Below are 13,578 nucleotides of genomic sequence, written 5' to 3'. Positions count from 1 at the left end.
CCGGCAAGGTCGCCCTGGTCGCCTGCATGCGCAAACTCCTGGTGATCCTCAATGCCAGGCGTCGAGACGAACTCCTCCTCCAACAGACCGAACTGGCGACCCCTTAAGACAGTTGCTCTCCCTAGCCCTCTCCCGCAAGCGGGAGAGGGGACTATGGTGCCTTTACGCCTTCCGGTCGCGCTTCGCACCGGTCCGGAGACGCAGCGCATTAAGGCGGATGAAGCCTTCGGCGTCCTTCTGGTTGTAAGCACCCTTGTCGTCCTCGAACGTGGCCACGCGGGCATCGAACAGGGAGTCCTTGGAGCGGCGGCCGGCGTTGTAGACGTTGCCCTTGTACAGCTTCAGGCGCACTTCGCCGTTCACCTTTTCCTGGGTGTTGTCGATCAGGGCCTGCAGGGCCAGGCGCTCGGGGCTGAACCAGTAGCCGTTGTAGATCAGCTTGGCATAACGCGGCATCAGCTCATCCTTCAGGTGAGCCTGCTCGCGGTCTAGGCACAGGCTCTCGATGGCGCGGTGGGCCTTGAGCAGGATGGTGCCGCCCGGGGTCTCGTAGCAGCCGCGCGACTTCATGCCGACATAGCGGTTCTCGACGATGTCGAGGCGGCCGATGCCGTGCTTGCCGCCCAGTTCGTTGAGCGTGGCCAGGATCTTGTAGGCCTTCATGCGCTTGCCGTTGACGGCCACCGCATCGCCCTTCTCGAACTTGATGGTGATGAACTCGGGCGTGTTGGGCGCGTTTTCAGGGTTCTTGGTCCAGCGCCAGATGGAGTCATCCGGCACCCACCACGGATCTTCCAGGCCGCCGCCCTCGTAGGAGATGTGCAGCGCGTTGGCGTCCATCGAGTAGGGCGAGCCGCCGCCCTTCTTCTTGGTGATGGGAATCTTGTGCTTGGCGGCGTAGGCCAGCAGGGTCTCGCGGGAGGTCAGGTCCCACTCGCGCCAGGGCGCGATAACCTTGATGCTGGGGTCGAAGTGGTAGGCGCCCAGCTCGAAGCGCACCTGGTCGTTGCCCTTGCCGGTGGCGCCGTGGGCGATGGCGTCGCAGCCGGTCTGGGCGGCAATCTCCATCAGGCGCTTGGCGATCAGCGGGCGGGCGATCGAGGTGCCCAGCAGGTACTCGCCCTCGTAGATGGCGTTGGCGCGGAACATGGGGAACACGAAGTCCCGCACGAACTCCTCGCGCAGGTCGTCGATGAAGATCTCCTTGACGCCCAGGGCCTTGGCCTTGGGACGCACATGGTCCAGCTCCTCGCCCTGGCCGATGTCGGCGGTGAAGGTCACCACCTCGCAGTTGTAGGTATCCTGCAGCCACTTGAGGATGACGGAGGTATCCAGCCCGCCCGAATAGGCGAGCGCGACTTTGCGCACGTTGCTCATGGTTTCTTCTTGAACCGGGATCGAGGAAAAAGCGCGCGGATTTTGCCTGAAATTTGACCGGAAGGGGGCCGCCAGACGCAGACGCCACCCCACGGCGCCCCCGGAATCGGGGAAAATACCGGACCGCGCGTCCCCGAAGGTCCGCGCACGCCCTATCTGGAACCCAACTTGAACGATCAGACCGCCCCTGCCCCCTCCCCCCGGCCGCCCAAGCTCGGCCATCGCTTCCGCGGCTTCCTGCCCGTGGTGGTGGACGTGGAGACCGGCGGGTTCAACGCCCAGACCGACGCCCTGCTGGAGATCGCCGCCGTGATCCTGGGCGTGGACGAGAACGGTGACCTGGTGCGGCGCCAGACCGTGTTCTCCCATGTCACCCCCTTCCCCGGCGCCAACCTGGAGAAGGCGTCGATGGAGATCAACGGCATCAAGGTGGACAACCCTCTGCGCCTGGCACGGCCGGAGACCGAGGCCCTGGCCCATATCTTCAAGCCGATCCGCCAGGCGGTGTCGGAGAACGGCTGCACCCGCGCCATCCTGGTCGGCCACAACGCCCATTTCGACCTGGGCTTCCTCAATGCCGCCATTGCCCGCACCGGCATCAAGCGCAGCCCCTTCCACCCCTTCTCGGCCTTCGACACCGTGACCCTGGCCGGCGCGATGCTGGGCCAGACCGTGCTGGCACGCTCGCTGCAGCTGGCCGGACTCGGCCACGACCAGAGCGAGGCACACTCGGCGATCTACGACGCCGAGAAGACCGCCGATCTGTTCTGCCTGCTGGTCAACCGTCTCAAGGGCCTGCTCCCCGCCGACGGCGGCGCTGGCGGCGAGGAACCGGGGGAAGCCGGGGACGCGGAGTGAGCCAAGGCTCGTGCGCCGGGCGGGCCGCGTTAAGCCCGGAGCAAGGCCGCAACCTGCAATCTCCTGCGTTCTTTTAGAATCGCCCGCAAACCCCGGATCTTAGCCAGCCCCAACCTGATGCCGACCCTGCCCCGCTGCCTGCTGACCATGCTCCTCGCCCTGGCACTGGCCGGGCCGGCGCAGGCGTTCAGTTTCAACGACGTCGCACGCCGAGCGCAGACGCTCTCCGAGCGCTCCTACGAGAAGCCGGACACCCGGCTGCCCAAGGAACTGGCCGACCTGGGCTACGACCAGTACCGCGACATCCGCTTCAAGCAGGACCAGTCGCTGTGGCGCAAGGCCAAGCTGCCGTTCGAACTGCAGTTCTTCCACCCCGGGCTGTATTACAACCAGGAGGTGAAGATCAACCTGGTCACGGCGCAGGGCGTCACGCCGTTCCGCTTCAACCCGGATTACTTCGACTACGGCCGCAACAACATCGACAAGTCCAAGTTCAAGGACCTGGGCTACGCGGGCTTTCGCGCGCACTTCCCGCTGAACTCCAAGGCCTACAAGGACGAGCTGATCGTCTTCCTGGGCGCCAGCTACTTCCGCGCCCTGGGCAAGGGCCAGCGCTACGGCCTGTCGGCCCGCGCGCTGGCGGTGGATACCGGGCTGATGTCCGGCGAGGAATTCCCGCACTTCAACGAGTTCTGGGTGCAGGCCCCCAAGACCGGGGACCAGGAGCTGACGATCTACGCGCTGCTGGACTCCAAGCGCCTGGCCGGCGCCTACCAGTTCCGCATCAAGCCGGGCGAGACCACGCAGATCGAGGTAAAGAGCCGCATCTACCTGCGCGAAGAGGTCGGCAAGCTCGGCGTCGCCCCGCTGACCAGCATGTTCCTGTTCGGCGAGAACCAGCCCAACCAGAATGCCGACTACCGCCCCGAGGTCCACGATTCCGACGGCCTGCTGGTGCAGACCGACAAGGAATGGCTGTGGCGCCCGCTGTCCAATCCGCGGCGCCTGCTGATCACCTCATTCGGCACCAGCGGCCCCAAGGGCTACGGCCTGATGCAGCGTGACCGCGACTTCAAGCGTTACGAGGACCTGGAGGCGCACTACGAAATGCGCCCCAGCGCCTGGGTGGAACCCAAGGGCAACTGGGGGCCGGGCCGGGTGGAACTGGTGCAGATTCCCACGCCGGACGAGACCAACGACAACATCGTGGCCTACTGGGTGCCGGAGCAACTGCCCTCACCGGGCAAGCCACTGGACCTGGAGTACACGCTGCACTGGCAGAAGAACAAGGAAACCCGGCCGGAATGCCTGGCCCGCGTGGTGCAGTCCCGCTTCGGCCATGGCCTGATGCGCGGCCCCGACGACAGCATCCGCTTCCATGTGGACTTCGAGGGCGGCGCGCTGCCGGACCTGCCGAACGACGCCAAGCTGGTCGGCGGCATCTGGGTGGGGGATAACGGCGAACTACTGGAGCGCCAGACCTACCGCAACAACGTCACCGGCGGCTGGCGCATCAGTCTGCGCGTGAAGCGCCAGGACCCGGAGAAGCCTCTGGAGATGCGCGCCGTGCTGCGCAACGACAAGGACACGCTCTCCGAAACCTGGAGCTACATCCTGCCGGGCGAGCCGAAGTAAGGGCTACGGAATCCACACGTGATGGACGCCGAGTCGCTGCGCACCCGAGTCGACGACTACCTCTCCCGCCTGCCGCTGGCGCCGGAGGAGGCCGAACGGCTGCGGATCCGCGCCGACGCCCTGCTGCGGCGCCACCCCACGCCCGACGCCGCCGCGGTGTTCAGCGAACTGCATGAAGCCCTGGGCGGTGAGCCCGCGCAGCCGGACACTCCCTCGCTGAGTTCGCTGGAGGCCCGCCTGCAGCGCCTGGGCGCCGATCACCCACGCCGTGGCGACGAGGCCCTGGGGCATGCCTTCCAGCATGACCGGCATGGCCGCATGCGCCTGGTCACCACCCCGCCGATGCGCCGCGCCTCGATGGTGCCCCGCCCCTGGGATCGCAGTCCCCTGCGCCGCCTCTGGCACTGGCTGGGTGACCGCCTGGGCCGTGAAAAGCCGCATCTGCAGTCGCGCGACGAACCCTTCGTGCCCGACTCCCCGGTGACGCAGGCACCCTGGCGCAACGCTGGCCGCAACCGTCGCCTGCTGCTGCTGGGCCTGGTGCTGGCCCAGACCTATATCGCCAGCTACTTCATGATGGCGGTGCTGCCCTACCACGGCCGCCACACCCTGGAGATGGCCCTGCTGGTGGTCTACGCCGTGCTGTTCGCCTGGATCTCGGCCGGCTTCTGGACCGCGATGATGGGCTTCTGGGTGCTGCTGTGGGGCAAGGACAAGTACGCCATCTCGGCCTCGGCGGCGCCGGAGGCCCCGCTGCCGCCCAAGGCGCGCACCGCGATCCTGGTGCCGATCTGCAACGAGGACGTGGTGCGGGTGTTCGCCGGCCTGCGCGCCACCTACGACTCGCTGGCCCGCGCCGGCGTGCGCGAGCACTTCGACTTCTACATCCTCAGCGACACCTCCAAGGCCGATGTGCGCGTCGCCGAGTTGGATGCCTGGCTCAAGCTGTGCCGCGAGGTTAATGGCTTCGGCCACATCTTCTATCGCCTGCGCCGCCATCGCATCAAGAAGAAGGCCGGCAACGTCGCCGACTGGTGCCGCCGCTGGGGCAGCCTGTACCGCTACATGATCATCCTGGACGCCGACAGCGTGATGTCCGGCGACTGCCTCAAGCGCCTGGTGCAGTTGATGGAGGCCAACCCCGGGGCCGGCATCATCCAGACCGCGCCGCGTGCCGCGGGGCGCGAGACGCTGTATGCGCGCATCCAGCAGTTCGCCACCCGCGTCTACGGCCCGCTGTTCACCTCGGGCCTGCATTTCTGGCAACTGGGCGAGAGCCACTACTGGGGCCACAACGCCATCATCCGCGTGGCGCCGTTCATGAAGCACTGCGCCCTCGGCAGCCTGCCGGGCAAGGGCGCGCTGTCCGGCGCCATCATGTCGCACGACTTCGTTGAGGCTGCCCTGATGCGCCGCGCCGGCTGGTCGGTGTGGATCGCCTACGACCTGCCGGGCTCCTACGAGGAAATGCCCCCCGCCCTGCTCGACGAGCTCAAGCGCGACCAGCGCTGGTGCCAGGGCAATCTGCAGAACTTCCGCCTGTTCTTCACCTCGGGCCTGCACCCGGCCCACCGCGCCGTGTTCATGACCGGCGTCATGGCTTACCTGTCGGCGCCGCTGTGGTTCCTGCTGCTGATCCTGTCCACCGCCGCGCTGGCGATGAGCGTGCACGTGGAACCGCAGTACTTCACCGAGCCCTACCAGCTGTTCCCCAACTGGCCGGAATGGCACCCGGAATGGGCCATGCGCCTGTTCGGCGCCACCATGACGCTGCTGTTCCTGCCCAAGATCCTCAGTGCCGTACTGATCCTGTTCCGGCGCCAGGACCTGCGGCTGCACGGTGGCCCCGGGCGCCTGGGCGCCAGCCTGCTGCTCGAGATGCTGTTCTCCGCCGTGCTGGCACCGGTGCGCATGCTGTTCCATGCACGCTACGTGCTCGGCGCCCTGCTGGGCTTCGCCGTGCAGTGGAAATCACCGCCGCGCGACGACGCCGCCACCCCCTGGGGCGAGGCGATCAAGCGCCACGGCCTGGGCACCGTGCTGGGCCTGGGCTGGGGCTACTATGTCTACACCCTGGACAAGGACTTCCTGTGGTGGCTGTTGCCGGTGGTCGGCAGCCTGGTGATCGCCATCCCGGTGTCGGTGTGGAGCTCGCGCTCCAGCATCGGCCGCTGGTTCCGCCAGCGTCGCCTGTTCCTGATCCCGGAGGAATCCTTCCCGCCGCGCGAACTGCGCTGGTTGCGCGCCGGCCTGCGCCGCAACAGCACCGAGCCGCCGGACTTCCGCCTAGCGGTGACCGACCCACGGGTCAACGCCCTGTCCTGCGCCTTCGGCATGCCGCGCGAAATGCAGCCGGAAGAGATGCGGCGCCATCGCAGCCTGCTCGTGCAAAAAGCACTGGCCCGGGGTCCCTCGGGCCTGAACGACGCCGAACGCAACTTGTTGCTGTCGGACCCGGTCTCTCTTTCGCGCCTGCACGGTCTCACCTGGACCGCGCCGGAGGCATCGCCGGAATGGACTCCAGCGTCACCGAACTGACATGACGCCGTAATACAGCTTCAACGCGCGGTTCATAGAGTTCGCTCCGTCAAAATAGGAGCGAACGGAATGTCCGCAATCATCGATGGTGACCTGCCTCGCAAGCCCCGCTTTGAACTGGGCTTTGCGGAGACCGCGGAAGAAGTGCTGGAAACCCAGCAGCTGCGCTACCGGATCTTCGCCGGCGAGCTCGGCGCCCAGATCGACAGCGGCGCCGAAGGCGTCGATCGCGACCGGTTCGATGCGTACTGCCGTCACCTGTATGTCCGCGAACTGGAATCCGGCCGCATCATCGCCTGCACGCGCATCCTCACCGACGACCGCGCGGCCCTGGCCGGCGGCTTCTACTCGGCCGGCGAGTTCGACCTGGACATGATCAACGGCCTGCCGGGCCGCGTGATGGAGATCGGCCGCACCTGCGTGGACGCGGAGTACCGCAGCGGCGCGGTGATCGCCACGCTGTGGCAGGGTATCGCCGCCTACATCACCAACGAAGGCTACGACTACCTGTTCGGCTGCGCCTCGATCGGCCTGGAAGACGGCGGCGCCACCGCGCACGCGATCCTCGACCAGATCCGCGGCAAGTACCTGGCGCCGGCCGGCCAGCACGTGCGTCCCTACGTCACGCTGCCGGCAGCCGATGCCCGCCCCACCGAGAAGCCCAAGCTGCCGCCGCTGCTCAAGGCCTACCTCAGCCTGGGCGCCAAGGCTTGCGGCGAACCCTACTGGGACCAGGACTTCAACTGCGCCGACGTGTTCATGCTGCTGAACGTGACGGACCTGCACCCGCGCTACGCGCGCCACTTCCTCGGCAAGGGCGCCGAGGAGGCCGCTCCTGTCGCGGCTGGCCACGCCTGAGCCGCCACCGCATGAACACGGCGATCGCCTGGCTGCGCGGCCTGCGCCTGGTCATCCACCTCGCGGTGGGCCTGGCGCTGGCGGCGGCGGTGCGCCTGGACTTCACGCGCCGGCTGCACGGCCCGCGCCTGATGCACTGGTGGACCGGCATCCTGCTGGAGATCCTGAACATCCGCCTGTTCGTCAGCGGCCAGCCGGCCACGGGGGCCCGCTTCACGGTGGCCAACCATGTCTCCTGGCTGGACATCCCGCTGATCGGCGCCTGCGAAGCCACCCACTTCCTGTCCAAGTCCGAGGTGCGCGACTGGCCGGTGGCGGGGATGCTGGCCGAGGCCTCCGGCACCTTCTACATCCGCCGCGGCAAGGGCGGCGCCCGCCCCCTGCTGAACCAGCTGGTGCCGCATCTGCAGTCCGGCGGCAACATCACCGTGTTCCCGGAAGGCACCACCACCGACGGCCGCGACGTGCTGCCCTTCCACCCGCGCCTGTTCGGCGCCGCCATTGAAGCCTGCTGCCCGGTGCAGCCGGTGGCGATCCGCTACGGCCGCGCCCCGGACGGAGCCGCCGTGGCCCCCTTCATCGGCGACGACGACCTGATCAGCCACATCCTGCGCATCCTGCGCACCCCGGAGCTGGTGGCCGAGGTGACCTACTGCCGCCCCATCCAGTCCCAGGGCATGGACCGCGACAGCCTCTGCGCCGCCGCCCAGGCCGCCGTGCGGGACCGGGTCAGCCCGGGCCTGCCGCTGGCCGAACTGCCCCTGGAAGAAGCCGCAGTAGCCTGAGAATCCGCCCTTTGGGCGGGGTGGGGCCGCCCTTGTCCCAAAGGGCTGTAAAATAGGGCCCAGGTTCATCCCCGAGCGCCCATGAGCACCACGCCTCCCCCCGCAGTGAAACCCATCGTCCAGGGCGAGAAGCTGCGCGGCGCCGACAAGATGGCGCGCATCCCGGTCAAGATCGAGGCCTCCACCACCCTGCTGCGCAAGCCAGAGTGGATCCGCGCCAAGCTGGGCGAGTCCGCCGAGGTGGCCCGCATCAAGAAGGCCCTGCGCGACAACGACCTGCACACGGTCTGCGAGGAAGCCAGCTGCCCCAACCTGGGCGAGTGCTTCGGCAAGGGCACGGCCACCTTCATGATCATGGGTGCCATCTGTACCCGGCGCTGCCCGTTCTGCGACGTCGCCCACGGTCGCCCCAACCCGCTGGATGCAGACGAGCCGGCCAAGCTGGCCAGGACCATCCGCGACATGCGCCTGCGCTACGTGGTGATCACCAGTGTGGACCGTGACGACCTGCGGGATGGCGGCGCAGCACATTTCGCCGCCTGCATCCGCGAGAGCCGCGCGCTGTCGCCCTCACTGCAGATCGAGGTGCTGGTCCCCGACTTTCGCGGCCGCATGGACCCGGCGCTGGCGATCTTCAACGACACACCGCCCGACGTCTTCAACCACAACCTCGAGACCGTGCCGCGCCTCTACAAGCAGGCCCGCCCCGGCTCGGACTACGAGTGGTCGCTGGACCTGCTGGAGCGCTTCAAGGGCCTGCACCCCGAGGTGCCGACCAAGTCCGGCCTGATGCTGGGCCTAGGGGAAACGATCGAAGAGATCGAGCAGGTCATGCGTGATCTGCGCGCCCACAACGTCGACATGCTGACGCTGGGCCAGTACCTGCAGCCCTCGCGCAACCACCTGCCGGTGGCGCGTTACGTGCATCCCACCGAGTTCGAGCGCCTGCGCGTGCTCGGCGAGCAGATGGGTTTCAAGCATGTCGCCAGCGGCCCGATGGTGCGCAGCAGCTATCACGCCGACCAGCAGGCCCACGGCGTCATCTGAACCCGCCTTACCCCGCTTCCATGGATATCGAAGACAGTCACGTCGAAAAGTTTGCCGCCGTCTGCGCCGAGGCGATCCTGACCTACCTGGACTCCGGCGAGCCGCAGTGGGTCACCTGGGACGGTTTTTCCCACCGCTTCGATTTCCTGTCGGTGGAGCTGGACCCGCCGATCATGCCGGTGGTGTTCAGCATCGAAGAAGGCTGGGACCAGATCGGGGACATCGGCGAGATCACCGACCCGAGCCACGAGCATTTCGACGCCGACGCCCTGCGCGACGCCATCACGCACCTGCTGGTGGAGGAAGGCGTGGGCGAGCGCATCCTCAAGCGCTTCCTGGCCAAGCTGGCGAAGCTGGAAGAAGAACTGGACGAGGATGAGGGCCCCGGCGGCGAGGCCGCACCGGAAGAGGACTGATCCCTCCCGCTGGTGAAGCGCTGAACGAAAAAGGGGCCGGCTTTCGCCGGCCCCTTTGTCTTTGCCGCTCCGCTTACTGGACGCGCAGCGCGATGCTGCGCACCGCCGGCGCACCCGCAGCGCCAATCGTGCCCAGCGTGGTTGCCGCGCCAGTGCCGAGGTTGACGCGCACCAGGGTCGACAGGCCACCGCCCGAGGGCTGCAGCGCCGCCAGGGCATAGCCGTTACGCCCGCCGACGATGTCCATGTCACCCAACTGGCTCAGCGGCGGCGTCACCACGCCCAGCAGCCCCACGGTGGTGACCACGCCGCAGTTCGGGTTGCCTGCGTCAGCCGGGGCGGTGCAGGCGCCGCCGGTCGCCGGATCGGCGCCGACCCGCACCAGCGCACCGGTAGCCGCGTCGATACCGTACAAGGCCGTCGACGTGGTACCCACAAAGCTGTTGGTGTAGGCCGCCGCCATCAGGCCGGTGGTGGCACCGCTGATGGTGCTGTCCATCGTCACGCCCGTGGCCGAGTCCACGTTGATGCGCAGGTTCTGTCCGCTGGTGGTGATCAGGCGCAGCAGGTCCGGCACCGGATTGAAGTCCAGGGCCGTGCCGCCGCTCAGCACCACGTTCGCGCCCGCCGCCGTCTTCAGCTCACGGCCGTTGGTGGCCGCACCGGTCGCCGGATTGATGTCGTAAAGGCGGTTCTGGTTGCTGACACCGACCAGCTGGCGATTGCGCTGCGCGTTGCCGGTGACACGGAAATCGATGTCGAGCAGCGTTTCACCGCCGGCCAGGCCGGTGATCGCCACTGGCGCCGAGGGCGTGGCCGCGGCGGACGGCAGGAAGCTGACCAGGTCGGTGCCGTTCTCCAGCAGCGCGAACACGGTGACCGACGCACCCGGCAAGGCTGCCGGCACCAGGGCCAGGCCGCGGATCAACTCGCCGCCGCCGATGGTGCTGGACGCCGCCACCCCGGTTGCCAGGACCGCGGCACCGGTTGCCAGATTCACCGTATAGAGCTGGGAACTGGTTGCAGCGGCCGTGGAACCCGCCAGCAGCGCTGCGCCATTGGCTCCGTCGATCTCGAAGGCACTCACCGCCTCCAGATTCACGCCCAGCGCTCCGACATCGGCGACCACGCCGCAGTTCGGGTTGCCCGCATCCGGCAGCGCGGGGGCCACCGGCGCGCAGGAACCGCCGCTCGCCGGATCGCTGCCGATCCGCACCAGCTGGTCACGCGTGGTGTCCACGCCGAATAGCGCGGTGCTGGCTGTGCTGTTCACGTTCTCCGCGGCACTGCGCAGGCTGTTGCTGTAAGCCACCGCGGTGACGTTGGCGGTGCTGGCGCCGGACAGCGGCACATCAGTGGTCACGTTGGGATTGATGCCGGCCCGCGGATCGATCCGCAGGTTCACGCCGTTGGCCGCAATCACGCGCAGGCGATCCGGCACCGGATTGAAGTCCACGCCGAAGCTGGTACCCGCCGGCAGGGCCGTGCTGAGCACCGCACGCTCGGTGGCAGCGCCGGTATCCGGGTTGATCACCACCAGGCGGCTGGCGTCGGTCAGGCCATACAGTTCGCCGGTGGCGGGGCGCGTGTCGATACCCACCACGCTCTCGCCGGTGACGAGACCCGTCACGTCGGTAGCTGCCGTGCAGAGCTTGGCGGGCGAACCGCGGTTGAAGCTCACCAGCTTGTTGCCGGCGGTCAGGGCTACCAGCTCACCGCGCGCCTGCTTCGTCGGCGAGGCCGACACCGGGCTGGTCAGTGCCACGATCTGCTCGCCGGCTTTCACCGCCACCGCACCGGTGGCGGTCGCCGCACCGGTGCTGAGATTGATGGTGTGGAAGGTGGGTACCCCCGCAACGCTGAGCACGGCGACGGCGCTATTGGTTGGCAGGCCATCCGCCGCCGTGCCGGTCAGCACGTCGAAGCCATTGACCGCTGCCGGAGCCCCCAGGCCCAGGCTGCCCACCGTGAATACGGTGCCCGCATTGGGATCGGCCGACGTCATCAGGTTACCGGTGGCGCTGTTGATGTAGTAGATCGTCGTGCGGCAGGCCTCCTTGAAGCTCATGGTGTAGGCCGTGGCGGTGATGCCGGAGACATCCGGCACTGTCGCCGTGCGACGATCCTGCTTGAGCGTGCCATCCACCGTGGTGGCGCCGTCGGCCACGTTGATGCGCAGGTTCTGCCCGGTATTGCTGACCACGCGCAGGCGATCCGGCACCGGGTTGAAATCCACGCCGAAGTCGGTGGCGGTGCTGTCCAGCGCAACGCTGAGCGTGACGGGCGCCGAGACCGCGCCGGTCGAAGGATTCAGGCGCAGCACGCGGCTGGCACTGGTCACTGCATAGAGATTGCCGTCGGCAGGGCGGAAGTCGGCGCCGACGATGCGCTCCCCGCTGGCCAGGCCGGTGATATCCCGGGCGGTGCGCAGGCTGCCGGGCGTGGCGCGATCGAAGCTGAGCAGCCGCTGGCCGGCGGCGCTGGATGTGACAACGAAGGTATCGCCGGGCGCCGCTTCGATGAACTCCCTGTTGTCGCTGCTGCAGGCTGCCAGGCCTGCCATGGCCGTCAGCAGCAGACTGCCGCGCAGGGTAAATCCTTTGTTCTGCATGGTTTCCTCCGGTGGATCCGACGAGGGCCGTCCTGCCCAGGGCGGGCAGGCGGGTCGGATACCAGAGGTACGGGCAGGGGCCGGGGCTGGATGCAGCCCCGGACTTTTCTCAAGTGCCCAGTTCTTTCAACAGCTTGCCGTGGATGCCGCCAAAGTCGCCGTTGGACATCACCAGCACGCGGTCACCCTCCTGGGCCTCGCCGGCGATGGCGGCCACCAGCAGCGCCAGGTCGTGGTGCACGCGCAGGCGCGGGCCGACCTCCTGCAATGCCGCCGCCGCATCCCACTTCAGGTCCGGGCGGGCGTAGACGAAGACCTTGTCCGCCGCGTGCAGGCTGTGCGCCAGCTCCGTGGCGTGGGAGCCCATGCGCATGGTGTTGGAGCGCGGCTCCAGCACGGCCAGGATGCGGCCGGAGCCCGGCTGCTGGCGCAGCGCGTCCACCGTCACCGCGATCGCCGTAGGGTGGTGGGCGAAGTCGTCGTAGACCTTCACGCCGCGCACCTCACCCACCAGCTCCAGGCGCCGCTTGACGCTCTGGAACTGCGCCATGCCCTCGATCAGCGTCGCCACCGGCACGCCGACGTGATGCGCTGCCGCGAAGGCGGCCAGCGTGTTGGAGCGGTTGTGCGTGCCGGCCAGAGGCGAGACCACCTGGCCCTGGTCCTCGCCATGGACAAACAGGCGGAAGCCCTCGGCATTGGGCTCGGCACGCCAGCCCAGTTCGCTGTCGAACGCCTCGCGCTCGCTCCAGCAGCCTTGCTCCAGCACCCGCGCCAGCGCGGCGTCGGCGGCGTTGACCACCAGCCGCCCCTGCCCCGGCACCGTGCGTACCAGGTGGTGGAACTGGCGCTCGATGGCGGCCAAGTCCGGGAAGATGTCGGCGTGGTCGAATTCGAGGTTGTTGAGGATGCAGGTGCGCGGGCGGTAGTGGACGAACTTGCTGCGCTTGTCGAAGAACGCCGTGTCGTACTCGTCCGCCTCGATCACGAAGGTCTTGCCCTTGCCCAGGCGCGCGGACAAGCCAAAGTTCATCGGCACGCCGCCCACCAGGAAGCCAGGCTCCAGGCCCGCATGCTCCAGCAGCCAGGCCAGGATGCTGGTGGTGGTGGTCTTGCCATGGGTGCCGGCCACCGCCAGCACATGGCGGCCCTGCAGCACGTTCTCGGCCAGCCACTGCGGGCCGGAGATATAGGGCAGGCCTTCGTTGAGCACGTACTCCATCGCGGGATTGCCGCGCGTGACAACGTTGCCCACCACCACCATGTCCGGACGAGGCATCAGGTGGTCAGGCTCGTAGCCGCGCATCACGGCGATGCCGAGCTGCTCCAGCTGCGTGGACATCGGTGGCCAAGCGTTGGCGTCGGAGCCGGTGACGGTGTGCCCGGCCTCGCGTGCGATCGCCGCGATGCCGGCCATGAAGGTGCCGCAGATGCCGAGGATATGGATGTGCAT

Annotated in this window: 10 protein-coding genes; 7 read left to right on the top strand and 3 right to left on the bottom strand. The window is 67.9% G+C overall.

What is annotated here, in order from left to right; translation table 11 throughout:
- Positions 1 to 162: 162 nt before the first annotated feature.
- The gene (locus tag QT386_RS17425; RefSeq protein WP_289275016.1) at positions 163 to 1,377 is read right to left on the bottom strand and encodes an argininosuccinate synthase; all 1,215 of its coding nucleotides are present in this window, start codon (positions 1,375 to 1,377) and stop codon (positions 163 to 165) included.
- A gap of 168 nt (positions 1,378 to 1,545) precedes the next feature.
- Here QT386_RS17425 and rnt point away from each other — a divergent pair, with 168 nt between their 5' ends.
- The 7 genes from rnt (at position 1,546) to QT386_RS17390 (ending at position 9,514) form a co-directional block, all read left to right on the top strand.
- Complete coding sequence (rnt, locus tag QT386_RS17420) at positions 1,546 to 2,235, top strand: ribonuclease T (RefSeq protein ID WP_289275015.1); 690 nt, start codon at positions 1,546 to 1,548, stop codon at positions 2,233 to 2,235.
- Between the two features lie 117 nt (positions 2,236 to 2,352).
- Positions 2,353 to 3,870 carry a glucan biosynthesis protein G gene (locus QT386_RS17415; protein WP_289275014.1) on the top strand — a complete coding sequence of 506 codons (1,518 nt, stop codon included), beginning with the start codon at positions 2,353 to 2,355 and terminating at the stop codon, positions 3,868 to 3,870.
- A gap of 21 nt (positions 3,871 to 3,891) precedes the next feature.
- A complete protein-coding gene (gene mdoH, locus QT386_RS17410) occupies positions 3,892 to 6,408 on the top strand; it encodes a glucans biosynthesis glucosyltransferase MdoH (protein ID WP_289275018.1) in 2,517 nt (838 codons plus the stop codon).
- A gap of 69 nt (positions 6,409 to 6,477) precedes the next feature.
- Positions 6,478 to 7,266: a GNAT family N-acetyltransferase gene (locus QT386_RS17405; RefSeq protein WP_289275013.1), complete on the top strand. Its 789-nt coding sequence runs from the start codon at positions 6,478 to 6,480 to the stop codon at positions 7,264 to 7,266.
- Positions 7,267 to 7,277: 11 nt separating this feature from the next.
- Positions 7,278 to 8,051 (top strand): 1-acyl-sn-glycerol-3-phosphate acyltransferase, encoded by a 774-nt coding sequence (locus tag QT386_RS17400; protein WP_289275012.1) that lies wholly within the window; start codon positions 7,278 to 7,280, stop codon positions 8,049 to 8,051.
- 81 nt (positions 8,052 to 8,132) lie between these two features.
- Positions 8,133 to 9,098, top strand: a complete 966-nt coding sequence (lipA, locus tag QT386_RS17395; protein WP_289275011.1) for a lipoyl synthase — start codon at positions 8,133 to 8,135, stop codon at positions 9,096 to 9,098.
- Positions 9,099 to 9,118: 20 nt separating this feature from the next.
- Positions 9,119 to 9,514, top strand: coding sequence for a hypothetical protein (locus QT386_RS17390; protein WP_289275010.1), 396 nt, complete (start codon positions 9,119 to 9,121; stop codon positions 9,512 to 9,514).
- 73 nt (positions 9,515 to 9,587) lie between these two features.
- Here the strand turns inward: QT386_RS17390 and QT386_RS17385 are convergent, their stop codons facing one another.
- Positions 9,588 to 12,125, bottom strand: a complete 2,538-nt coding sequence (locus QT386_RS17385) for a DUF4394 domain-containing protein (RefSeq protein WP_289275009.1) — start codon at positions 12,123 to 12,125, stop codon at positions 9,588 to 9,590.
- Positions 12,126 to 12,234: 109 nt separating this feature from the next.
- Entirely contained in the window at positions 12,235 to 13,578 is a 1,344-nt protein-coding gene (gene mpl / locus QT386_RS17380) for a UDP-N-acetylmuramate:L-alanyl-gamma-D-glutamyl-meso-diaminopimelate ligase (protein WP_289275008.1), read from the bottom strand.

The organism is Solimonas sp. SE-A11 (assembly GCF_030345715.1).
Lineage (GTDB): Bacteria > Pseudomonadota > Gammaproteobacteria > Nevskiales > Nevskiaceae > Solimonas_A.
The sequence above is the reverse complement of the archived record's forward strand: the minus strand, read 5'-3'. Positions and strand labels throughout refer to the sequence as shown.